Annotated in this window: 24 protein-coding genes; 6 read left to right on the plus strand and 18 right to left on the minus strand. The window is 65.3% G+C overall.

Annotation, left to right across the window (positions count from 1 at the left end):
• The 9 genes from FBT96_RS07100 to FBT96_RS07140 all read right to left on the minus strand — a co-directional run.
• Positions 1–200 (minus strand): FAD-dependent oxidoreductase (locus FBT96_RS07100; protein ID WP_136905617.1); only part of this gene is annotated, 200 nt, incomplete at its 3' end.
• Positions 201–244: 44 nt separating this feature from the next.
• Positions 245–715, minus strand: coding sequence for a DUF3237 family protein (locus FBT96_RS07105; RefSeq protein WP_136905618.1), 471 nt, complete (start codon positions 713–715; stop codon positions 245–247).
• The gene (locus tag FBT96_RS07110; protein ID WP_136905619.1) at positions 712–2,349 is read right to left on the minus strand and encodes a carboxylesterase/lipase family protein; all 1,638 of its coding nucleotides are present in this window, start codon (positions 2,347–2,349) and stop codon (positions 712–714) included. The genes FBT96_RS07105 and FBT96_RS07110 overlap by 4 nt, the downstream gene beginning before the upstream one ends.
• An 81-nt stretch (positions 2,350–2,430) precedes the next feature.
• Positions 2,431–3,516 carry an extracellular solute-binding protein gene (locus tag FBT96_RS07115; RefSeq protein ID WP_136905620.1) on the minus strand — a complete coding sequence of 362 codons (1,086 nt, stop codon included), beginning with the start codon at positions 3,514–3,516 and terminating at the stop codon, positions 2,431–2,433.
• Positions 3,517–3,539: 23 nt separating this feature from the next.
• Positions 3,540–4,247 carry a TorF family putative porin gene (locus FBT96_RS07120; RefSeq protein WP_136905621.1) on the minus strand — a complete coding sequence of 236 codons (708 nt, stop codon included), beginning with the start codon at positions 4,245–4,247 and terminating at the stop codon, positions 3,540–3,542.
• Positions 4,248–4,355: 108 nt separating this feature from the next.
• Positions 4,356–5,171 (minus strand): ABC transporter permease, encoded by an 816-nt coding sequence (locus FBT96_RS07125; RefSeq protein ID WP_136905622.1) that lies wholly within the window; start codon positions 5,169–5,171, stop codon positions 4,356–4,358.
• On the minus strand, positions 5,168–6,064 hold the full coding sequence (locus FBT96_RS07130) for an ABC transporter permease (RefSeq protein WP_136905681.1): 897 nt from the start codon (positions 6,062–6,064) through the stop codon (positions 5,168–5,170). The genes FBT96_RS07125 and FBT96_RS07130 overlap by 4 nt, the downstream gene beginning before the upstream one ends.
• A gap of 10 nt (positions 6,065–6,074) precedes the next feature.
• Entirely contained in the window at positions 6,075–7,217 is a 1,143-nt protein-coding gene (locus FBT96_RS07135; protein WP_136905623.1) for an ABC transporter ATP-binding protein, read from the minus strand.
• Positions 7,218–7,291: 74 nt separating this feature from the next.
• Entirely contained in the window at positions 7,292–8,959 is a 1,668-nt protein-coding gene (locus FBT96_RS07140; protein ID WP_136905624.1) for an amidohydrolase, read from the minus strand.
• A 580-nt stretch (positions 8,960–9,539) separates the two neighbouring features.
• Here FBT96_RS07140 and FBT96_RS07145 point away from each other — a divergent pair.
• The 3 genes from FBT96_RS07145 to FBT96_RS07155 are packed head-to-tail and all read left to right on the plus strand — an operon-like array spanning position 9,540 to position 12,434.
• Positions 9,540–10,916 (plus strand): glutamine synthetase family protein, encoded by a 1,377-nt coding sequence (locus tag FBT96_RS07145; RefSeq protein WP_249306358.1) that lies wholly within the window; start codon positions 9,540–9,542, stop codon positions 10,914–10,916.
• Positions 10,917–10,932: 16 nt separating this feature from the next.
• Positions 10,933–12,234, plus strand: coding sequence for an NAD(P)/FAD-dependent oxidoreductase (locus FBT96_RS07150; RefSeq protein ID WP_136905625.1), 1,302 nt, complete (start codon positions 10,933–10,935; stop codon positions 12,232–12,234).
• A gap of 8 nt (positions 12,235–12,242) precedes the next feature.
• On the plus strand, positions 12,243–12,434 hold the full coding sequence (locus FBT96_RS07155; protein WP_136905626.1) for a hypothetical protein: 192 nt from the start codon (positions 12,243–12,245) through the stop codon (positions 12,432–12,434).
• Positions 12,435–12,476: 42 nt separating this feature from the next.
• On the opposite strand, the gene FBT96_RS07160 is transcribed toward FBT96_RS07155, so the two are convergent.
• Positions 12,477–13,247 carry a helix-turn-helix domain-containing protein gene (locus tag FBT96_RS07160; RefSeq protein ID WP_136905627.1) on the minus strand — a complete coding sequence of 257 codons (771 nt, stop codon included), beginning with the start codon at positions 13,245–13,247 and terminating at the stop codon, positions 12,477–12,479.
• A 53-nt stretch (positions 13,248–13,300) separates the two neighbouring features.
• Here FBT96_RS07160 and FBT96_RS21710 point away from each other — a divergent pair, with 53 nt between their 5' ends.
• The gene (locus FBT96_RS21710; RefSeq protein WP_455769540.1) at positions 13,301–13,786 is read left to right on the plus strand and encodes a hypothetical protein; all 486 of its coding nucleotides are present in this window, start codon (positions 13,301–13,303) and stop codon (positions 13,784–13,786) included.
• 60 nt (positions 13,787–13,846) lie between these two features.
• Here the strand turns inward: FBT96_RS21710 and FBT96_RS07170 are convergent, their stop codons facing one another.
• Both FBT96_RS07170 and FBT96_RS07175 read right to left on the minus strand, forming a co-directional pair.
• Positions 13,847–14,251 carry a TetR family transcriptional regulator C-terminal domain-containing protein gene (locus FBT96_RS07170; protein WP_136905628.1) on the minus strand — a complete coding sequence of 135 codons (405 nt, stop codon included), beginning with the start codon at positions 14,249–14,251 and terminating at the stop codon, positions 13,847–13,849.
• Positions 14,252–14,477: 226 nt separating this feature from the next.
• On the minus strand, positions 14,478–15,431 hold the full coding sequence (locus FBT96_RS07175) for a nucleoside hydrolase (RefSeq protein ID WP_136905629.1): 954 nt from the start codon (positions 15,429–15,431) through the stop codon (positions 14,478–14,480).
• Positions 15,432–15,460: 29 nt separating this feature from the next.
• Between FBT96_RS07175 and FBT96_RS07180 the strand changes: the two genes are divergently transcribed.
• Positions 15,461–16,567 (plus strand): LysR family transcriptional regulator, encoded by a 1,107-nt coding sequence (locus FBT96_RS07180; protein ID WP_212635364.1) that lies wholly within the window; start codon positions 15,461–15,463, stop codon positions 16,565–16,567.
• Here the strand turns inward: FBT96_RS07180 and FBT96_RS07185 are convergent.
• The 3 genes from FBT96_RS07185 to FBT96_RS07195 form a co-directional block, all read right to left on the minus strand.
• Entirely contained in the window at positions 16,564–17,325 is a 762-nt protein-coding gene (locus tag FBT96_RS07185; protein ID WP_136905630.1) for a siderophore-interacting protein, read from the minus strand. The two genes, FBT96_RS07180 and FBT96_RS07185, sit on opposite strands and share 4 nt — an antisense overlap.
• A 190-nt stretch (positions 17,326–17,515) precedes the next feature.
• Entirely contained in the window at positions 17,516–18,010 is a 495-nt protein-coding gene (locus tag FBT96_RS07190; RefSeq protein ID WP_169583284.1) for a cytochrome b, read from the minus strand.
• Positions 18,011–18,118: 108 nt separating this feature from the next.
• Entirely contained in the window at positions 18,119–19,012 is an 894-nt protein-coding gene (locus tag FBT96_RS07195) for a LysR family transcriptional regulator (RefSeq protein WP_136905632.1), read from the minus strand.
• Positions 19,013–19,098: 86 nt separating this feature from the next.
• Between FBT96_RS07195 and FBT96_RS07200 the strand changes: the two genes are divergently transcribed.
• Positions 19,099–19,614 (plus strand): SRPBCC family protein, encoded by a 516-nt coding sequence (locus FBT96_RS07200; protein WP_136905633.1) that lies wholly within the window; start codon positions 19,099–19,101, stop codon positions 19,612–19,614.
• Between the two features lie 44 nt (positions 19,615–19,658).
• On the opposite strand, the gene FBT96_RS07205 is transcribed toward FBT96_RS07200, so the two are convergent.
• The 3 genes from FBT96_RS07205 to FBT96_RS07215 are packed head-to-tail and all read right to left on the minus strand — an operon-like array spanning position 19,659 to position 22,613.
• Entirely contained in the window at positions 19,659–20,000 is a 342-nt protein-coding gene (locus tag FBT96_RS07205; RefSeq protein ID WP_169583285.1) for a DUF190 domain-containing protein, read from the minus strand.
• Positions 20,001–20,019: 19 nt separating this feature from the next.
• The gene (locus FBT96_RS07210; RefSeq protein WP_136905635.1) at positions 20,020–21,045 is read right to left on the minus strand and encodes an HlyD family secretion protein; all 1,026 of its coding nucleotides are present in this window, start codon (positions 21,043–21,045) and stop codon (positions 20,020–20,022) included.
• The gene (locus tag FBT96_RS07215; RefSeq protein WP_136905636.1) at positions 21,042–22,613 is read right to left on the minus strand and encodes an MFS transporter; all 1,572 of its coding nucleotides are present in this window, start codon (positions 22,611–22,613) and stop codon (positions 21,042–21,044) included. Before FBT96_RS07215 ends, FBT96_RS07210 begins: the two co-directional genes overlap by 4 nt.
• Positions 22,614–22,697 lie beyond the last annotated feature (84 nt).

The raw sequence follows: 22,697 nt of genomic DNA on the forward strand, positions 1-22,697 counted from the left end.
GCAAAGTCCTTTTCCACCACCGCAATCGACAGCCCGGGCTGCGCCTGCTTCAGGTAATAGGCGGTCCAAAGCCCGGTGAAGCCCGCACCGACGATGCAAACGTCAACGTCGATATCCCCGGGCAGGGGCGCGCGGCAGGGCGGAACACCGCCCATATCGGCGAACCAGAAGGAAACATCGCCGTTCTTCGGTGCCCTCATGGCTGTTTTCCCATCCTTGGCCTGCGCAGGGCTGTCCTGCCGCATCATGCCGCCTGCGATCTGTGAACCTCGTAGCAGGACACCAGCACGCCGCCCTCGATATCGTCAACGGTGCCGATGAACAGCGACCGGTTGAGCCAGTCATGCTGGCCGGTCGGGGCGATGAAGGCCGGGCGGGTGACCAGGTAATCCCGGCCACGGGGACCGAACTCCGGGGCATCGTAAAGCCCGTGGTTATGCACGACGATGATCGTGCCATCCTCGGCGCGGATGCGATACAGCGCATCGACTTCGCAAATGCCATCGGGGCGCAGCACCGAGATATCGGCACCAGAGCCGATCACCGCGCCGCGGATGTTGCGGCCGACAAAGCACCCGCCAGTGATCGGATAGTTCCGCCGCAGCCCGCCTGCGCAGGCGCCCATCTCTTCGTCGGGGCCAAGCGTCACCGCCAGTCGCAGCGCGAGGCGCAGCCCAAAGCGGGCGCTGTCGTCGTCAAGGGTGGGAAACATCATGCGTTGCTCTCCTTTTGGGCGCCGGCACAGGGGGCGGCATTGCGGCCGACGAACGTCGTGCCAAGCGTCTCGTTCCAGAAATCCTGTCGCGCGCCCAATGGCTTGCAGGTGACATGGCTTTCTACCGGATCGAAGATCATCGTCGCGCGGTCGGCCGGATCAAAGCGCGGCCAGTCCGGCAGGCAGGGCGCGGCGGGACTGCCGTCGCGGATAAAGGCGAGCAGCGCGCCGGCCATCTCGGCGCAAAGCCGGTCGCGCAGGGCGACGGCATCGGGGCCGCTCGCAGGGCCGATCAACTCCTCGCTGCAAGCTTCATGCGGGCGGGCGAAGAAGAACGGCAGGTCGGCCGCATGCATCGCCTTGCGGGTCTCGTCCACCTCCAGATCGAAGCGATACATCCAGACCTTTGCGCCACGTGCGGCGGCGCGTTCGGCAAACCACGTCACCGGCAGGGTGAAGCCGCAGTCCGATATCAGATGCATCGCCTGCACGCCGGGCGGCTCGGTCGGGAAGAATTGCGCATAGGCCGCGACCGCGGCGGCCTGCGTCTTGTCCGACAGGAAGCCGAAGCGTTCGGCAATCCAGGCCGGGTTGCGCTCCAGCAATTCGGGGTTCCAACTCAGCCACAGCCCGGCCTCGTAATTGGTATAGCCGATCATCAGGTCGATCCCGTCGAGCGCGCCCGCCGAGACTGCCGCCAGCGGCTCTTGTGCCCAGGTCTCCCCGTCAAGCCCGGGGTAGAACTGCCCGTCGAGGCCGAAGAGCTCCTCGCCACAGGGAATGGCGCCGATGCGGGCGCACAGGTCATGCCCGGAAAGACCGGTCAAAGCCGCAGCCGTATCGATCCCGGCGCGGGTCATCACGTCAAGGCTGATCGCCCGGACCGTTTGCGGATCATGGCGATAGGCCGGGCCGTCGCCACCGATCCCGGCAGGGCCGATGACATCGCTCATCACCACGGCGCGGCGGATCATCCCGCGCAACCGTCCTGACACCAGATGCCAGCTGACATCCATGCCGCCCGCGGATTCCCCGCCCAGCGTGATGTTCTCGGGATCGCCCCCGAAAGCGGCGATGTTGTCGCGGATCCAGTGCAGTGCCAGAAACTGATCGCGCAGCCCGTTGTTGAACGCGCCGCGATACTCCGGTCCAAGGATCGGTTCCACATCCATGAAACCGAAGGCCCCCAGCCGGTAATTCAGCGACACGACGACGATATCGCCCAGCCTGCACAGCGCGTCGCCGTGATAGATCGGCAGGCGGCTGCTTTCCAGATGGTTCGCGCCGCCATGAATCCAGACATAGACCGGGCGCAGGCCCCCATCGAGCGCGGGGGTCCAGACGTTCAGCGTCAGACAATCCTCGTCGCCGACGACAGTCACCGGTCCCTCGGGCGGCACGTCGTAAAAATCGACGGGCGGGCCCATCTCGGGCATGTAGACCTGAACCGCCGCCGCACCGAAACGCGTGGCCTCGCGCGGCGCGGTCCAGGGCCGGACCGGACGGGGCGGACGAAACCGCAGATCACCGACGGGCGGTTCGGCATAGGGAATGCCAAGGAAAGCAAGGCAGCCGTTTTCAGCCTGCGTGCCGCAAAGCGGCCCGCTTCGGGTCTGCACGAAAGGGGAGGACATGTCGGGCTCCGCAGAGGGGATGAGGCCGGAGGGAAAGCCCCTCCGGCAGATGATCTTGGGCGTCCGGGGCAGAACCCGCCTTCAGTTGGCGGTGCGGAACCGGGTCCATTCGCGGTTCAAAAGCCGCGTCACCTTGGGGTTTTCGGCGCTGCCGGTGAACAGCCGCTGCATCGTCGCGTCATCGGGGAACATCACCGGATCATTCGCCATCTCGGGCGGCAGCAAGGCGCGCGAGCCCTCGACGCCATTGGCATAGCCCAGCGTCAGCGACATCACCGAGGCCTGCTTGGGATCAAGCAGATGGTTGATGAAGGCGTTTCCGGCCGCCGGATTGGGGGCGTTCTTCGGGATGGCGAGGGCGGAAATCCAGGCCAGCGTCCCCTCTTTCGGGATCACATAGGTGATGTGCTGGCCATTGCCCGCCTCGGTCGCGCGCATCCTTGCACCGATCAGATCGCCCGAAAAGCCGATGGCCAGACAGATGTCGCCATTGGCCATGTCGGTCATCATCCGGCCCTTGTCGAGCGTGACATAGGGGCGGATCTGCGCCAGCACCTCCATCGCCTGCCTGATCTCGTCGGGGTCGGTCGTTTCGGGGTTCAGCCCCAGATAATTCAGCGTGATCGGCACGATGTCGGTCGGGCTGTCGACCATCGCGATGCCGCAGTCCTTCAGCTTCGCGGCATTTTCCGGTTTGAAGATCAAGTCATAACTGTCAAGCGGGGCATCGGGCAGCAGCGCCTTGACCTTGTCGAGATTGTAGCCAAGCCCGGTCGTCCCCCAACCGCCGATCGCGGCATATTCCAGCGTCGGATCGCTTTTCTTCAGCAACTCCAGAAGCGCGGGGATCTGTTTGTCGTAATTCGGGATCAGGCTCTTGTCGAGTTTCTCCAGCGCGCCGGCCTGAATTTCGCGCATCAGGAACGGCGAGGCCGAGGGCACGATGAAATCATAGCCGGTGTCCCCCGACAGCAGCCGGGTTTCCAGCGTTTCATCGGAATCATAGCTGTCATAGACCGTCTTCAGGCCGGTTGCAGCGGTGAAATCGTCAAGGATCTGCGGCGCGAACAGATCCTGCCAGGCGTAGATATGCAGCCTGTCCTGCTGCGCCATCGCGGGCAAGCTCAGGCAGGCGAAAGCGCCAGCCAGGAGGAGAGCTTTTTGCATCGGATCATCCTTTCTTTGGTGGTTCAGCTCTTCGGTCCGAAGAGGCTGGCGAAATCGGTATCCCAGGACAGGGAGACACCAAGGATATCCTTGGAAAAGTTGGAATCGTAATATGTTGCCTTGACCGACAGGCTGTCGGTCAACTGCTGTTTCACACCGAAGTTCCAATCATTGTTGGCATCGGCGGAATTGGTCATCCACTCATAGCTCAGCGTTGTTTTCGGGGTCAGGTCGTAGCTCGCATGGACGCCGTAGACCTGCTCGTCATCATAGGTCCCGCCTTGGGCCAGCCGCAGTTTGCCCCCGACAAGGAAGGCGTCGGTAAGGTGATAATCGACAATGCCGATGAATTCGTCATAATCGAAGCCGGTGTGATCGTAATAATACCGGTAATAGCTGAGGTCATAGGAGACTTTCTGAAAGCCGCCACGATAGCCGATATAGGCGTCGAATTCGAAATTGTCGTCCAGACCGAATTCGGAATAATCCATCTGCGAGGTCCACAGCCCCGCATAAAGCCCATTCGCCCAATTATGCTCGACATAGGCCTGAAAGGCCGGTTGTTCATGGTTCTGACTGACCGAATAAAGGACGTAATCCGAATTCAGCGAAACGCCGACAAAGGTCATCCCGGTGGCGGGAAACGGTTCGGCGGCATCCTGTGCAAAGCCTGCACCGGCAGATAGAAAGGCGGTCGCTGCCGCACAGGCAAACGTCTGGAGGTGTTTCATGTGGTCCCTGTCGTTTTTTATGGTGTCGTCTTGTTCTGGTGCCGTGGGGGATCGGACTGCGGGGTATCGGGCCTCCTTGCCGGGAAAAGCGGGTGGGGTGTCGGGCGGTCAGGTTTCGTCTTGCCGGGCCAGTCGGCTGGCCCGTACCGCCGCATGACGGGTGATCAGCGAGGAAACGATGACCCCCAGCGTCACGATGCCGATGATCAGGGTGGAAAGCGCGTTGATCTGCGGCGAGACGCCGGTCCGCACTGCCGAAAACAACCGCACCGGCAAGGTGGTCGCCTCCGGCCCCGCGATGAAGGCAGCCATCACCAGATCGTCCAGTGACATCGAGAACGCCAGCAGCCAGGCCGAGATCACCGCCGGGGCGATGATCGGCAGCGTCACCAGCCGGAAGGCCGCAAAGGGCGTGCAGCCCAGATCGAGGGCGGCTTCCTCCATCGCGCGGTCGTGGCTGGCAAGGCGGGCCGAAACGACGACGCAGACAAAGCACATCAGCAAGGTGGTCTGCGCCACCACGAGCGTCGCCTGCCCCCGGTTCACCCCGGTCGCGATGAACAAGAGCAGCATCGACAGCGCGGTGATCACCTCGGGCATCACGAGGGGCGCAAAGATCATCCCCTGAAACACCGTGCGCCCCAGAAACTTGCCGGCCCGCACAAGCACATAGGCGGCCATTGTCCCCAGCACGACCGACAGCGTCGCCGCCGCCAGCGCCACCCGCAGCGAAATCATCGCCGCGGTGATGAACTGGTCATCGTGAAACAGCGCCGCATACCACCTGGTCGAGAACCCGCCCCAGACCGTGACCAGCCGCGAGGCGTTGAAGCTGTAGAGGACCAGAACCACCATCGGCAGATAGAGGAAGGCCAGCCCCAGCATCAACGAGGTGATATTGAACCAGCTTGGTGCGCGTCTCATTTCCGGACCTCCTCCGCTTGCAAACGGTCCTGGGCGCGCTGAAACAGCATGATCGGCACCACGAGGATCAGCAGCAACACCACCGCCACAGCCGAAGCGACGGGCCAGTCGCGGTTCGAAAAGAACTCTTCGTAAAGCACCTTGCCGATCATCAGCGTGTTCGATCCGCCCAGGAGCGTGGGGATGACGAATTCGCCGATCGCCGGGATGAAGACGAGGAAACAGGCTGCAATCACCCCCGGTCGCGACAGCGGAACCGTCACCAGCCAGAACGCCTTGAGCCGCGAACAGCCCAGATCCTGCGCCGCTTCCAGCAGCGATTCATCGAGCTTTTCCAGCGTCGCAAAGAGCGGCAGCACCATGAAGGGCAGATAGGCGTAAACGATGCCCACATAGACCGCGAAGGGCGTGTTGAGGATATGCAGCGGCGCGGTGATCGCGCCGATCCTTTGCAGGACCTGGTTCACCAGCCCCTCGTTCGACAGGATGCCGATCCAAGAATAGATCCGGATCAGAAACGAGGTCCAGAACGGCAGCACGACCAGCAGCAGCATCACGCTGCGCCAGCGATCGGGCAGCCGCGCCAGCGCATAGGCGATCGGATAGGCCACGATCAGGGTGAACAGGGTGGCGATCAGCGCCGTCTTGACGCTGGAGACATAGGCCTTCCAGTAAAGATCGTCTTCGGTCAGGAAGACATAATTGTCGAAGTTGAGCTGCGACAGGCTCTCGCGCAGCGCCGCGAGGTCGCCGGACAGATCGAAGGTCGGCGCATAGGGCGGGATTGCGGTTGCGGCTTGCGAGAGCGAGATCTTGACAGCGATCAGCACGGGAACTGCAAACAGCAGCAACAGCCAGAAGAACGGGATCGCGATAAGGGCGGTGCGGCGCAGGGTCATCGCATCACCGTGTCAGGATCAGGCCGGCGGTGTCGGTCCACGACAGCCAGACCGTATCGCCCCAGGTGAAGGCGCGGCGCGAAAGACGCTGGGCATTGGTCATCTGCGCCTTGACGCGCTGCCCGCCCGCCAGCTCGACATGATAGGTCGAGACATTGCCGACATAGGCGATGTCGATGATCTTGCCGCCAAAGCAGTTCGCCCGTTCGGTCGAAGGCTCGGCCGAGACATAGATCTTTTCCGGGCGCAGGGCGTAAAAGACCTTTTGGGTCTTGCGCAGGGTCTTGTCCGTCACGGCGCGGATCGGTGGTTGTCCTTGCGCGAAGGTGATGGCGAAGGCGCCGGTTCCGGCCCGGTCGGGCGTGCCCTCGATCACGTTCACCTCGCCGACGAAATCAGCGACATAGACCGAATTCGGCGTCTCGTAGATGCCCGCGGGTGTTGCCACCTGAATCAGCTGGCCATGATCCATCACCGCGATCCGGCTGGCGACGGTCATCGCCTCTTCCTGATCATGGGTGACGATGACGAAGGTCGTGCCGGTGCGTTCCTGAATGTCCATCAGTTCGAACTGGGTTTCCTGCCGCAGCTTCTTGTCGAGTGCCGCCAGCGGCTCATCGAGCAAAAGCAGTTTCGGCGCGCGGGCGAGCGCGCGCGCCAGGGCGACGCGCTGACGTTGCCCGCCGGAAATCTGTTCCGGCTTGCGGCGGGCGAATTTTTCCAGCCGCGTCAGGCGCAGCATTTCCTCGACCCGTGCGGCGATCAGATCGCGTTTCATCCCCGCGCGACGCAGCCCGAAGGCGATGTTGTCCCAGACATTGAGATGCGGAAACAGCGCGTAGCTCTGAAACATCATGTTGACCGGGCGTTCGTAGGGCGGCACCGGACCGATGTCGTTGCCGTCCAGAAAGATCGTCCCGGCACTTGGCGCCTCGAACCCGGCCAGCATCCGCATCATCGTCGTCTTGCCGCAGCCCGACGGGCCCAGCAGGGCGAAGAACTCGCGCGGGTAGATCGACAGGTTCAGGTTTTCGATGGCGGTATAGGTGCCGAACCTCTTCGTCACGTTCTCGAAGCGGATCAGGGGGGATGCCGCAGGATCATCCCAAGGGGCGAAGGTCGGGGAACTGGAGGTCGATGGGGCCATGGGTGCTTCAGGTCTGCTCGCTGGGGAAGGAAGCCATCGCGTGCCGCCCGCCCCGGCCGGGGCGAGCAGATCACTCAGGCGCGGGAAAGGGGGGAGATCGTATCGTGGGTCACCTGTCCGTCGCAGATCGTCAGGCGGGCGGTCGTCGTGGCGATCTCGGACAGCGGACAGACGGACAGATCGCGGTCGAGCAAGGTCAGATCGGCCAGCATCCCGGGCGTCAACCTTCCGCGCTCGGCTTCGTCGAAGGCAATCCAGGCGGCGGCCCGGGTGATCGCGCCAAGCGCCGCGGCCAGACCGACGCGGTGATCGCGCGCCCCCGGCCAGTCGGGACGCGCCAAGGCCGCCTCCAGCGTGAGAAAGGGAGAAAGCGGCGCGATCGGCCAATCGGTCGAAAAGACGATCTCGGCGCCGGCATCGCGCAGATCGGCAACCGCGAAAGCGGCACTTGAACGCTGCGTGCCGATCAGGTCCAGATAGCCCTCGCCTGCCTCGGGAACATGGGTGGGCTGCGTCGAGGCGACGACCCCCCACCGGGCGAACCGGCCCAGATCCCCGGCATCGACCAGTTCGATATGCTCGATCCGGTGGCGTGCCTCGCGCCAGCCATTCTGCCGACGCGCCACTTCGAAAGCATCCAGCACCTGCCGCACCGCGCCGTCGCCGACGCAATGCACCGCGATCTGAAACCCCAGCCGATCCGCCTCGACGACAAGGGCGCGCAGATGATCGTCGCACAGCAACGGCGCGCCGCTGTGACCGGGCAGATGGGCGTAATCCGCCACGAGGTTCGCTGTGCCCGACTCGATCACCCCGTCGGCAAAGATCTTGACGAAATCACAGCGCAGCATCGGCGTCGCATAGCTGCGCCGCCACCGCGCGGCCTGTGCCAGCGCCTCGGGCGACATGCCTTCGGTGATCTGAAACGGCATCCTGACCCGCACCGGCAGGCCGCGGTCGCGGTCGAGTTCGGCCAGAAGGTCCAGTTGATAAAGGCTGCCATCCATGTTCTGCACCGCCGTCAGCCCCTGCGTGGCGCAATGGAGCAGCGCCTGCCAGAGCACCTCCTTGTCGGCGGCGCGTTCGGCCTCGGTCACCTCGGGCAGCTCAAGCGGCGCCTGCGCGGCGCGGGAATGGGTTTTCGCCGCCGGGTTGCAGGCGCGCACGCTGTCGATGGCGGCAAATTCGCGCAATTCCCCGCTGGCGCGCCCGCCGGCGTCCAGAACGATCTCGGAGCCCTCGCCGACATCTGCGCCCTGCGCGATGCCGGCCAGCTGCAGCGCCGCCGTATTGGCCCAGGCGGTGTGGTAATCAGCCGCCATCACCAGCATCGGAATATCGGGGCAAATCGCGTCAAGCGCGTGTCGGTCGAGCGGTGTCTGGCCCAGGATGCGATAATCGCAGCCGCTTGCCGCGAGAAAGCTCAGGCCGGGGCGGCTGGCACGATAGGCTGCGACGGCGGCGCGGAAGTCCGTCTGCCCCGACACGCCGACCAGCGACAGTTGCGACAGCGACAGCCCGCCCGCAAAGAGATGCAGATGCGCGTCGTTCAAGCCGGGCAGCACCGTCGCCCCGCCGGCATCGACGACACGCGTTTGCGGTCCGATATGCCTTGCGGCCGAGCCAAGACCAAGGGCGCTGACGGTCCGGCCCGAGACGGCGATCCAGTCGGCTTCGGGGGCCCCCGGTTGCTGGGTCATAACCCGTGCATTGTGGATCACGATATCGGCGAAGCTGTTCATTGTCGTCCTCGTGGCGGGTCACGCCGAGGCTCCGGACGCAAGACCAAGGCCGGTCCGGCAGGCCGGATCGGGGCAGGTTCTGGCGTCGGTTCGAAAAACGCAGCCCGTTCCGGCTGGCGCCTTGTTTGCGATGCCCTCCCGGTTGGTCCGAAATGTGACGTCGCTCGGATGACCCTGTTGGTGTCGTTTATAAGGGGATACTGGCACCCGCTGGCGACTCGGGCAACACAGGATCGGCCCACCGAGGGTCTCTGTATGACCGCTTGACCGAACAATTGGCGACAGTTGTTGGGCGATTCTTCGCAAGACATTCCCTAAATCGCATGGCAACCTGAGGCTGCGGGGCCAAAAGGGCCGCCTGGGATCGGGCTGATCCGGGGCTCCGGTGGGGAACACGGATCGGCAACGATGCGACACCCCGCCACCGCGACAGTCAAAAACACAAGAAAATATCCCTTGGGAGGGACGTACGGCGCATGACCGGAGACCGCGTGAAAAGCCATGGACCTGCGCAAGCGCGCAGCGCAACGACACTGACCCGCCCCCGGGCGGCGCAAGGCCGATCGGCGGGGGGGAAGCCGTGAGCGATCCCTTGCACCCGTATTGGCAGGACGCTCTGCCCGAGGCGTTCCGCCTGCATCGCGGCACGCGCAAGATCGAGGAAGTGGAATGCATCATTCCGGACCTCGTGGGCATGTCGCGCGGCAAGGCGATGCCGTTTTACAAATTCACCCCGGATCAGTCGTTCTATCTGCCCAATTCGCTGTTTTACGAAACCGTCACCGGCGAATATGTCGATGTCGAGGGGCTGGCGGACCAATGGACCGAAATGGACATGGTGTTGCGCCCCGACATGAGCACGGCCTCGGCTGCGCCCTGGGCGAATGACCTGACGCTGCAGGTGATCTGCGATCTGGAAACGCGCGAGGGGGCGCCGATCCCGATTGCCCCGCGCAACGTGCTCAAACGGGTGCTGAAACTCTACGCCGACAAGGGCTGGGCACCGATCGTCGCGCCGGAAATCGAGTTTTACCTGACCCGTCCCAATCTTGACCCGAACGAGCCGATCGAGCCGCCGGTGGGGCGCACCGGGCGGCCCGGCGCGGGGCGGCAAGCGTTTTCGATGGTGGCGGTCGATGAATATGGCGCGGTGATCGACACGATCTACGATTACACCGAAGCGCAGGGGTTACAGATCGACACGCTGATTCAGGAAGGCGGGGCGGGCCAGCTGGAGATCAACCTGCAACATGGTGACCCGCTGAACCTTGCCGATCAGGTGTTCTACTTCAAACGGGCGATCCGCGAGGCGGCGCTGAAACACGGGGTTTTCGCCACCTTCATGGCCAAGCCGATGCGCGATCAGCCCGGCTCTGCGATGCATGTGCATCAAAGCGTCGTGGACATCGCCACGGGTCGCAACATCTTTGCAGGCGAGGACGGCAAGCCCTCGGAAGCCTTCTTCCATTTCATCGGCGGCTCACAGCAGCATATCATCGAGTTGATGCCCTTGATGGCGCCCTATGTGAACAGCCACCGGCGCCTGACCGGGGGGATGAGCGCGCCGACCAATCTCGAATGGGGCTATGACAACCGCACCACCGGGTTGCGCATCCCCAATTCGAAACCCGAGGCCCTCCGGGTCGAAAATCGCGTCATCGGCATCGATGCCAACCCTTATCTCGCGCTCGCAGCGACCCTGGTCGCGGGCTATCGCGGCATGGTGGAACGGATCGAGCCCAGCCCCGCCGCGCGCGGCGAAATCTTCCGCAACGGCGCGCTGCTGCCCGAAGGGCCGTTCGACATGCTTGCCGCCTTCAACGAGGCGCAGGAAATGCACGACCTGCTGGGCAGCGAGTTCTGCAAGCTGTTTTCGGCGATCAAGCTGGCCGAGTTGAACGAGTTTCAACGCGAGATTTCTCCGTGGGAACGCAAGCATCTCTTGCTGAACGTGTGACGGAACCGGGGACGGCATGGACATTCTGACGATCAATGACAGGCCCGGCGTTCATCCGGGCAGCTGGTATGCTGCGACGGCGACGCCTCCCGCGGCGTTTGCCCGGGCGCATGGTGCGATGAGCGCGGATGTCTGCATCGTGGGCGGCGGCTATGCCGGCCTGTCCGCGGCGCTGCATCTGGCGCGGCAGGGCTTTTCGGTGGTGCTGCTCGAGGCGTCGCGACTGGGTTCGGGCGCTTCGGGGCGCAATGGCGGTCAGGTCGGCATGGGGCAGCGGCTTGATCAGGAGACGCTCGAGCAGATGCTTGGTGTCCCCAGGGCGCAGCTGCTCTGGAATTGGGCGGCCGAGGCGGTGGCGCTGGTGCGCGCGTTGATCGCCGCGGGCGATATTGACTGTGGCTGGACGGATGGCGTCATCCACGCGATGCATCGCGCCCGGTTCGAGGCCGAGACGCGCCAGCATGTCGAACACATGCATCGCCACTACGGCTACGAGCAGATCCGGTTTCTGGACCGCGACGAGATCCGGGCCGAAATCGGCAGTCGGGACTATCATTGCGGATCGCTCGACATGGGCAGCGGGCATCTGCACCCGCTGCGCTATGTCTTTGGTCTGGCGCGCCTGGCGCAGGAGGCGGGGGCGCAGTTGCACGAATGTTCCCGCGCGATCCGGATCGAGACCGGGGCACGGCCACGGGTCCACACCGATCACGCCACGATCGAGGCGGATCATCTGATCCTGGCGCTGAACGGCTATCACAACAACATCCTGCCCGGATTGGGAGCGCATGTGATGCCGATCAACAACTTTATCGCGGTGACGGAGCCACTTTCCCCCGAACGCGCCAATCAGCTGATTCCGAACCGTTATGCCGTTGCCGACAGCCGCTTCGTGATCAACTACTTCCGTCTTTCACAGGATAACCGGATGATCTTTGGCGGGGGTGAAAGCTATGGCTACCGCTTTCCGGCCGATCTGCGCGCCAAGGTGCTGCGCCCGATGCTGCAGGTGTTTCCGCAGCTGCGCGGCACGCGGATCGACCATGCCTGGGGCGGCACGCTGGGCATCACGATGTCACGCCTGCCGTTCTTCGAGCGGTTCGGGCCTGCGACCCTGTCGGTGGGCGGCTTTTCCGGTCAGGGCGTGGCGCTTGCGACGCTCGCGGGCAAGATGGCGGCCGAAGCGGTGGCGGGGCAGGCCGGACGCTTCGACGTGCTCTCGGCCCTTCCAACGCCTGCCTTTCCGGGCGGACCCCGCCTGCGAACGCCGCTCCTTGTGGCGGCGATGACGTGGTATTCCCTGCGCGACAAACTGTGAGGACGTTCATGATCCCCCTCAAGACTTGTCAGTTCTTCATCAATGGCGAATGGGTCGAGCCACGGGGCTCGGACCGGCCGGCCGTCGAAAACCCCGCGACCGAAGCCCAGATCGCGACGATCGCCATGGGCACCGCAGCCGATGTCGATGCGGCCGTGGCGTGCAAGCACGGGGCGGCATCGGTCATCCGAATGGCGTGATCCCGGCCGGGGGGCGGATTTGCGGCCAGTCCGCGTCCCGGTTCAGTGCCGGATCAGCGCATTCTCGATTTCGGGCGGCAGGGCGATTTCGGCGGCAAGGTAATACCCGCAGTCGCCGATGGCCTTGCGCAGGTCGGGCTTTTCGCCCAGCCACAGCCAGACCACCGGAAAGCTGAGGATCCCTGCATTCCCCTCGGGGTCGGAGCCGACGGCGGTGCCGTGCAATACCCGCGGGTTGGCAAAGTCGCCGACGCTGAGCACGGTGAACCAGGTCGAGCGGCGGTGCCGCACCTCCTGCATCAGGCTGAACAACCGCCCCGCGCGCAAAAATCCGGTGCCCTCGTATTTCAGCACTTCGGGCAGGGTCAGGGCAGGGCGCTTGTAGCGTTCCATCAGCTTGATCACGATGCCGCCGCTGGCTTCGGACAGGCGCATGACGGCGCGGTAGAAAATCGGCGAAGCAGGTTCCGGGCAGAAGATCAGATGGTAATAGCCCATCGCGATCCGCCCGGGCGGCTCGCCGGTGAACAGGCGGGTCTGGATATCGCGAAACGGATCGGCCACCTGCGTCAGTTGCGGTGGCCGCAGCCGGATCACGTCGCGGAAGCTTTTGCGATCCAGCAAGATCTCGTGTTCTTCCACCCCGAAGTAATCGCACAGGCGGCGCAGGTTGCGCAGGCTGGGCAGGGTCTCTCCGGCCAGATAGCGGTGAAATTGCGTGCGGTTGACCCCGCAGGAGCGGCAGATGTCGCTGACGGATTTGGCATAGCCCGCCAGGACGCGCAGGTTTTCGGCGAAATCATCGGTGGACATGGGGCCTCTCCCGATCAGGTTGCAACAGGCGCCATGGCCTTTGCCCGGACGGCTTGACCGATCTTACTTCCTCTCCTGACCGGGCTCGTCAAGGCTGTTCGCATCCGATCCGCGCGCCCCGGTGTGACGATCATGCTGTCGCTGCCTCTGGCGATCGGCGGAGCGATCTTTGCGCTCTCTCTTTACGGCGCCGGGATCGGGCTTTCGGTCGTCATCGGCTTGTTGATGCTGATGGGGATCGCGGCCAAAACGCGATCATGCTGGTGGAATTCGCGCAGGAAACCATCCGCCGGGGGGCGACCCGCGCCGATGCAATTCTTGCCCTTGCCCATGCCACCGGCGGCGCGTTTCGCGCGCCGATGGCCGTGGCCGTGATCGGCGGGTTGATCCTGTCCGCTGGGCTGTCGCTGCGGTTCGTGCCCGCGTTGTTTTCGGTCATCGAAGGCGGCAAGGACCAGCTTCGTCAGCAGCGGCAGTGGCGCCCCGGGGGGTTTTTGCGCCTTGTCCGGGGCAAGACATCCGCCGCGCGGGTCGTCTGAGCTTTCACAGCTTCGATGCGGCCGCAGGACGGGCCGCATCGCGCCCGTCGTGGCCGCCGTTTACGCCTTGTCAGGTGCCGATATGGCCCCGGACAAGGCCGCCGCGACATGCAGCGCGATCTGCGCCTGCACCGCATCGGTCAGGCTTTGCCGGGGCGCGGCGACAGCCCCGATCTGACCCAGCAGATCGCTTCCCGCCGCGACCAGAACCAGCGCCGTCGCCAGTGCCTGCGTATCCGTGCCGGGGGGCAATTGCCCCTGCCTCCGCGCCGCCTCACAGGCGGCTGCGATCCGTTCGGACCAGGCGGTCAGCGCCTCGCGCATCGGCACGCGAAGATCGTCGCTCAGCCGGGCCACCTCGATCGCATCGCGGCACAGGCTCTGCCCGATCGGATGCTCCGCCCCGATCTCGGCGCCCCCGTGAAAGGCCATGACCCGGCGCATCGGATCGAGCGGCGCCAGCAAGGCATCGCTTTGCGCAAGGCTGCGGCGGGTCCGTTCTCGAAACGCCTCGGCCTGCGGAACTGCCGCTGTTGCTTGCCTATCTCTTTGGCCTGACCGCCTCGGCCCATGTCGCGGCCGTGGTGGCGGGCCCGTCCCCCGGCGCCCGTGCCTTTGGGGGATGGTTTCGCGCCATCCCCCATTGCGGAAAACGGCGGCCATGCTTTGGCGCTGGCCCCGGTTCTGCGCATCACCCCCGGCCCGAGAGCACCTGCCCGATCAGATGCATCACCGCCTCCGGCGCAACGCCGATGGCCGCCCTTTGCACTGGCACCCCGTCCCAGGGGCTGGGCGGAAAGGGGCGGCCTGCGGGTTTCAGGATCGTCTGCCCCTCGGCGATACCGCCACAGACGACCCGCATCTGCCCCTCCACCGTGCGGAACAGATCGGGCCGCAGCAGATGAACACAGGCGCAGGTATCATGGACCAGCATGGCATCGGGGATGATGCGGTCATAAAAATCGATGTATTTCTGCGAGATGTCGTGCAAAAGCGCAAGCGACCCGCCGCCCTGTGCCAATTGCGCAAGCTCGGCCCGCGACATCTGCGTTTGCGTCGTGACATCGAGCCCGATCACCGTCACCGGCCACGCGGCCCCCAGCACCAGATCGGCCGCTTCGGGATCGCCGTGGATATTCGCCTCCGCCGCCGGGGTGACATTGCCCTGCACACAGAAGGCGCCGCCCATGATCGTGACATCCTTGACCAGCTCCGGCAACTGCGGATCGCGCTGCAAGGCCAGCGCCAGATTGGTCATCCGCCCCACCGCAACGATGGACACGTCGCCGGGATGGGCCCGCACCGTGTCGATGATGAATTGCGCCCCATCCCGGGGGTCGAGCGCAGGCAGGGTCAGCGGCTCGGGCAAGGCGATGTCGCCCAGCCCGTTGCGGCCGTGAATGGCCTCGGGCCATTGTCCCGGCGCGCGGGCGGGGTCGAACGTCACGCCCGCGCCTTGCGCAACGGGCGCGTCAATGCCGAAGGCGGCGCATAAAAACAAGGCGTTGCGGGTCGTTGTCTCGATCGCGGCATTGCCAAAGACCGTGGTGATGCCCAAAAGCTCGACCTCGGGATGCAGGTGCAAGAACAGCAGCGCCATCGCGTCGTCAACGCCGGGATCGGTGTCGAAAATCACCTTAGGCATGGGACGGCTCCTGCGGGCTGCGGGCAAGGATGGCCACGCTGCCGCACGCCGCACCGGTTGCGCAGGGGCAGGCCCGGCGGCACAGGGGCTCGGGCCATTGGCGCCGGGTTTTCGGCCAAACGCCGACAGGGATGCAACGGGCCATCGGTCCTCCTGATTTGGAACGGGCAAGACATCGGTGTTATGGTTCTGGCTGTAAAGCACCGAATGCGAAGGATCGCGTTGCGAAAATGAAACAGATGGATTGGACGGACCTGTGGATTCTGGCCGCCGTCTCGCGGGCCAAAACGCTGCGGCAGGCTGCCGAAAGGCTGCGCCTGAGCCCGGCCACGCTGTCGCGCAGACTGGATGCGCTGGAGGCGGCCTATGGCGAGAAGCTGATCGACCGCCAGCGGTCCGGCTGTGTCGCAACGGCGGCCGGGCTGCGGGTCATCGCCTCGGTGACGCAGATGGAAGAGATCGCCGCCGAGATCGAGCGCGGCCGCGATGTGCAGGGCGCACAGGGGTTGGTGCGGATCAATGCCGACGAATGGATGTCGTATTTCCTGACCATGCGGATGGCCCGGTTCCGCGCGTTGCATCCGAATGTGGCTGTCGAAATCGTGACCTCGCATCGCCCCTACAGCCTGGGGCGGCGCGAGACGGATATCGGTTTGCGCGCCTTTCGACCGGAAAACGGCGATCTGGTGTCGCGCCGGCTGGGCCGGATGACATTCGGCCTGTATTGCAGTCGCAGCTATCACGACCGCCATGGCCCCGCGATTGCCGCGCAGGATTGGTCCGCGCTGTCTTTCGTGGGCTTTGACGAGGCGCGATCCGGCCTGGCTGCCGAGCGGTGGCTGGCCGCGCTGCCGGGGGTGCCGGCAACGGGATTGCGGTGCAGCTACGCGCTTGGCATCTTCGACGGTGTCAGCTTCGACTGCGGCCTTGGGGTCTTGGCCAATTTCATCGCCGAGGGGCGTGACGACCTGATCGCGGTTCTGCCGCACATCCCCGAATTGGATCAGGATATCTGGCTGGCCATGCACCGCACGCTGCGCAGCAGTGTCAGGGTGCGGGCCGTCTGGGATCATTTGTGCGGCCTGTTCCCGACGGCGGCAGCCCCGGCCGGATCGCAAGACGGCCCCCTGACTTAATCCTCGAGCGATTTCACCGAGGCGTCTGCCTGACCATGGACCCAATAGCCGGATGCCTTGATCCAGTTCGGCGCCATGCCGCGCTCGATCAGCGCCGCGCGCAGGGCCTTGGCGACCCCCGCCTCGGCGGCGATCCAGGCGAAGGTGCCGGGCGGCAGCTCAAGCGCGGCAAGCGCCGTCAGCAGCGGTGCCGCGTCCGCGGCCTCGCTCAGTGGGCGGATGACCCAGCGCGCTTCGTGCTTCGCGGCAGTTTCGAAACCTTGCCGGTCCGCCTCCGAGGGCACGGCGACAAGGCTGGTGACAGGCGTTCCCGCCGCCATTTCCTCGATCCGGCGCCCGATGGCGGGCAGAGCGGTCTCGTCGCCGATCAAGAGCCAATGCGCGATCGGGCCGGTGATGACCGCCGAGCCACGCGGCCCGCCGATGCCGACCCTGTCGCCCGGGCGCGCCGCGCGGGCCCAGTCGGCAGCCGGTCCGCCGGGGTGATCGACGAAATCAAGCGTGAGTTCGCGGCGCAGGGCATCGAAGCGGCGGGGCGTGTAATCGCGCATCTGTGGCCGCGTGCCTTCGCTCTCGGCGCCAAGGAACAGCTTGACGTGATCATCGGGCGCAAGGCTTTCGAAGTCCGCCAGATCGTCGCCGCCCAGCACCACGCGGATCATCGCCGGAGTGAGCTGGGTGACGCGCAGTACGGTCAGGGTGCGCCGCTTCGGCTCTTGCCGGAAACGCTGCAATTGCGGGGCGGGTGTCTCGGTCATCGTCGGTCTTTCTGTCCGGCCCGGCCTCGGATGCGGTGATCCAAACGCACCGCAGCACGGGCCCAAAGGGGGCCAGTGTCGGTGCGTTGAATCACGTTAACGCTTACGATGGATCGGACCCATGTTCTTTCGTGGAGAAGGCGACGGCAAGGGCTGCATCGCCCGATCACGGCAATGTCAGCCCCGCCGTTCAGGCCATACGGCCCAGGATGTTCGTCTTCCACGCCAATTGATGCACGGCCACCGCCGTCACATGCAGCGCGATCAGGCCCAAAAGCCCCCCGGCCAACAGCTTGTGCAGCCCGGCCGCCGGTCCGATATGGGCAAAAAGCGCCAGCCCACCCAGAACCGGCATGGCGATCAGCACGGCATAGAAGGCCGCATGGGTCACGCGTGCAAGCCGGGCCGCCCAGTCGGGTTCGGCTTCGGGCAGCGCCGGAACGCCGTCGCGGCGGGCAATCGCCAAGCGCCACAGCATCAGGCCAAGGATCGTCAGGCCGGTCAAAGCGTGCAAGGCGACGGTGCCGCCATCGGTGCCACGACCGCCATGCATCGCATGGCCGAAGGCGCGGCCAATTTCGTGAAAGACGGTGAATTGCGCCGCCACGAGCAGCAGCACCGCCCAATGCAGGCGTTTTTGCAGCCGGGAATACGCGGCAGGGACGGTTTGGGAAGGATCAATCATCGTCGTCTCCTGTGTTGGATCGACAACTTTACGCCTGCCGCGCGCCATTCCGTTTCGAAATGACGTGATCGTGTTCGACCTGCGCGAACGCGGTCCTCTGCCGGGCGCTCATGCCCCCACGCTGGCGGCCAACCGGTCGCGCAGCCAGCGTTGCGCGGGGTCTTGTTGCAGCCTTTCGTGCCAGACGAGGATCTTGCGAAAGCCCTCCACAGGCACGGGCGGCGGGACGGCGATGATCCCCGCTTCGCCCTCGATCAGCCGGCGCGGCACAAGCGCGAGCATGTCGGAGCGGCGGATCAGGTCGATCAGGATGGTGAAGCTCGGCACGCTGGCCACGACGCGGCGGCGCTGTCCGATCGCGTCCAGCGCCCGATCCGTCGCCCCGGAAAAGGCCGTGCCGTCATGTGACATGATTGCGTGGTCAAGCGCGCAGAACGCCGCCAGATCCGCCACCGCCTGCCGCTGCGGATGATCCGCGCGCAGGATCACCACATAGGTCTCCTCGAAAAGCCGCCGCGTCCGCAGGGTCTCGGGCGCCATCTCCGGCGTCACCAGCGCCATGTCGAGCGCGCCTTCCGCCATCTGCCGGGGAAAATCCGCCGCAACGGGCCGCACCGACAGCCGCACCCCGGGCGCCTCCTGCCGCAGCCGCTGGAGGAACGGCAACAGGACCGCCCGCTGCGCGTAATCCGTGGCCGCAACCCGCAAGGTCAGGTCCGCGCGCTGCGGATCGAAGCTGACGCCCTGCAAGATCGCCTCGATCTCGGCCAGAACGGCCTTGAGTGTCGGCGCAAGTTCCTCGGCGCGGGGCGTGGGCAGCATGCCGCGTTGGGTCCGCACGAAAAGCGGGTCGTCCAGACGTTCGCGCAGCCGGGTCAACATGCCGCTGACGGCGGGTTGCGACAGGCCAAGCCGCTGCGCCGCACGCGAGACTGACCGGGTCTCGAGCAGCGCCTCAAGCGCACGCAAGAGGTTCAGATCGAAGGTTCTGATATCAGCCATGGCGATACCTCATAGCGGAATATGCGATTGGAGTTATAAAGCGGGGGCGGCGATATCTCCAGCATCGAAGATCACAGGAGAGATCCATGTCCGACATTCTCTGGCCGCAAGGCTATGTTCCCGGTTTCACCGACAATTTCTGCTCGAACGAGGTCATCGTCACCGGGCTGACCACGGCCGAGGTCTGGCCGTTCCTCGCCATCCCGAGCCGCTGGCCCGACTATTACGCCAATGCCGCCGATGTCGAGATCCACGATGGCAAGGGCCCCGAACTGCGCCTGGGCGACAGTTTCTTCTTCCGCACCTTCGGCTTTCCGGTGCCGTCGCGGGTGGTGGAATGCGTGCCGCCGGTCAAGGGGCAACCGGCGCGGCTGGCCTGGCATGGCTGGGCGGGCGAGATTGGCGCGGCGGATCGGCTTGACGTGCATCACGCCTGGCTGATCGAGGATCTGTCCGAAGGCCGCGTGCGGATCCTGACGCAGGAGACGCAAAACGGTGCCCCGGCGCGGGAACTGGCCAAGGCCGTGCCCAATCCGATGATCAACGGCCATCAGGATTGGCTCAACGGCCTCGTTGCGGCCGCCCGCGCGGCCAAGGCGTGACCGCAGGGGGCGGCCCGGGCCGGGCTGCCCCGTTCGCGCCGGGCCTAGACCACGCCGACCGTGACCGGAAGCCGGGTGTAGAAGACCCCGGCGGATTGCGCGGCCAATGCGTCCAGCAGACGGTCGATCTGGTCGCTCGAGGCGATGGCGGTAATCTGCACGGGCACCTCGGCATCGTCGAAAAGCGTGACCGCGTGGATGACCCCGTCATGCCCCTGTCCTTTCATCCCCGCCACCATCGTCGCGCCGCGCAGGCCAAGACGGGCGATTTCGGCAAACAACCATTGCGTCAGCGGAATTTCACCGTGCAGGCGGCTTTGCTGGGTGAAGAAGGTCACCTGTTCGGCGGCATGGGGGGCGACCGGGGGGCGGGCTTGCAGCGGCATCGGGTTCTCCTGTCCGGGTTCAGCGGCGGGTGTCGATTTCGGGCGTTGCGGACATGCCCACGCGCAGCGCCTCAAGCCCGGGCTGATCGGGGTCGAGGGTGATCCGCACCGGCAACCTTTGGGTGATCTTGGTGAAGTTGCCGGTCGCATTCTGCGCCGCGACCGTGCTGAACACCGCTCCGCTGGCCGGGCCGAGGCTGGCGACGCGACCGGTGAAGCTCTGCCCCGGAAGCGCGTCGACGCGCACCGTGACCGGCTGACCGGCGGCGACATGGGCCAGTTGCGTTTCGCGGAAGTTCGCTTCGATATAGAGCTGGTCGAGCGGAACAATCGTCAGAAGCGTCTGACCGATCGCCGCATAGGCCCCGACCCGCAGGGCGGCGCCGGCGACGATGCCGCTTTCGGGCGCAAGGATGCGGGCATGCGAGAGCTGGAGCTTCGCATTGGCCAGACCGGCCTCCGCCTGGGTCAGCGCGGCATCGGCGCCAGCGATCTGTGCGGCAATCACCTGGGCCTGCGCCTCGGCCGCATCCAGCGCCGCGCGGCTGGCGGCGCTGTTCGCCTCGGCCGCAAGCAGCGCCGAAACCGCCTCGTCCAGGGTCTTTTGCGCCGTCGAGCTTTGCTTCACCAGATGGCGGGCGCGTCTTTCCGCGGTGCGCGCCAGATCAAGCGCCGCGTCGGCGGCCTTGATCGTCGCCGTCGCCCGGGCGATCTCGGCCGTCTGGACGGCTTGCTGCGCCTGAAGCGTCGTCTGTGCGGCGCGTGCCGCCGCTGTCGCGGCTTCAGCCGTTTCAACCCCGATCCTGAGATCGCGGTCATCGAGCACCGCCAGCAGATCGCCTTTTGCGACCGGCTGGTTCTCTGTCACCCCCACCTCGGCCACAAGGCCCCCGATCTGTGGCGCGACATTGGTGTAATCAGCCAGCAAATAGGCGTCGTCGGTGTGCTGATAGCGCGCCTCCGACGGCGGCCGGTTGAGCATCCATGCGGCCCCAAGAAGGGCCGCACCCAGCGCCGCAAGAATGATATACTTTTGTTTTGTCATGATTTTACCGGTTCGGCGGAGGGCGGGGAAGGAAGTGTTGGCGCGGGAATGAAACGAAACAGCGCGGCATAGGGAACAAGCAGGAAGGCCAGCGCCCCAAGCAGCCGATAGGCATCCGCCACAGCCAGCACGGCCGCCTGTTCGTTGATCAGGCTGGCGGCTTCGGCTGCGCCGGGCGGGTGTGGCAGCAGGTTGCGCACCATCCCCCAGCGCTCGACCAGATGCATCGAATGCCCCTCGGCGCGCAGCTCCTCGAAATGACCGATCAGCGCGACGCCAAGCAGCGTCGCAAAGGCGCGCAGGGTATTCACCAGACCGGCGACAAAGGGCCCCTCCATCGGCTGCACGACGCTTGTCGACAAAAACAGCATCGAGACCACCGTCATCGGCTGACCGATCGCCTGGAGGATCTGCATCGGGATGAACTGCTGCCAGGTCCAGGTCGCATCAAGCCCGGCGGCAAGGAAACAGGCCGTGCCCACGCAAAGAAGGCCCGAGGCGAAGACTTTGCGCGCATCGATCCATTTGCGATACAGCAGCAGCGCCACAAGCGAGCCGAACAGCAGTTGCGGCAGGCCGATGATCAGCCCGAGCGGGGCGCTTTGCAGCGGCCGATAGCCCTGCGTCTGCGCCAGCAGTCCGGCGGGCAGACCGGCGCCGGAATAGAAGATCGTCAGGATGACAACGAAGGCCGAAAAGCCGATCTGGAGATTGCGCCGCGCCAGCAGTTGCAACCGGATGAAGGGGGCGGGATGGGACCATTCGAAGGCCCCATAGGCCAGCAGGCACAGCCCCCCCGCCAGCAGGCAGAACGACACCAGCGGCGCGTTGAACCAGTCCAGCCGATTGCCCTGTCCGATCCCGAGGGCGATCATGAACAGTCCCGGCGCCCCCGTGATCAGCGCGGGCCAGTTCAGCGTCGCAAAGCGTGGCCAGTGGACGGGCTCCTTCGGCAACCCCCAACCGACAAGCCCGGTGCAGATCACCGCAGCGGGCAGAAACTGCCACCAAAGGCCATTCGGCAGCGCGACACTATCGGTCCAAAACCCGGCGATCCAGATTGCGATGTTGGGCGCAAAGGTCGCCGTCAGCGCGTAAAGCGCGAGCCCGTGCAGCCGGATCGCCATCGGCAGGAAGCGCAGCGCCATCATCATCAGGATCGGGATCAAGGCCCCCGCCGAAACCCCCTGCACGGTGCGCAGCACCAAAAGCACCGGCAGGTTGATCACGAAGGGGGTCACCAACCCGATCCCGGCCGTCGTCCAAAGCGCGATCAGGTAGAACCGTCGCACGGTCAGCGTGATTGAAAACCAGGTGGCAAAGGGCATCACCATCAGCTCGCCTGCCGCATAGCAGACGTTGAGCCACGAGGCCTCGTCGATGCCCAGACCCAGACCGCCGCGCACATCGGCCAGCGCCAACCCGCCCAGACGGCTGTTCAGCCCCGACATCATGGCCGAGATCAGAACCCCGGTCAGGGCCGCCGCAATGCGCGGCGTCAGCGCCGCGGGGGGTCCCGGGGGCGGGCCCGGAGGTGGGCCGGAGCGGGGGTGCTGCTGCGGGGTCATGGCGGGCGCCTGCATCGGCAATCGGTCCGGTCGGTGGGAGATCAGGGGCGATTCGAGTGGTAACGAGCATTACCGCTTGTTGGT

It is taken from the genome of Rhodobacter capsulatus, from assembly GCF_005144475.1.
GTDB lineage: Bacteria > Pseudomonadota > Alphaproteobacteria > Rhodobacterales > Rhodobacteraceae > Rhodobacter > Rhodobacter capsulatus_C.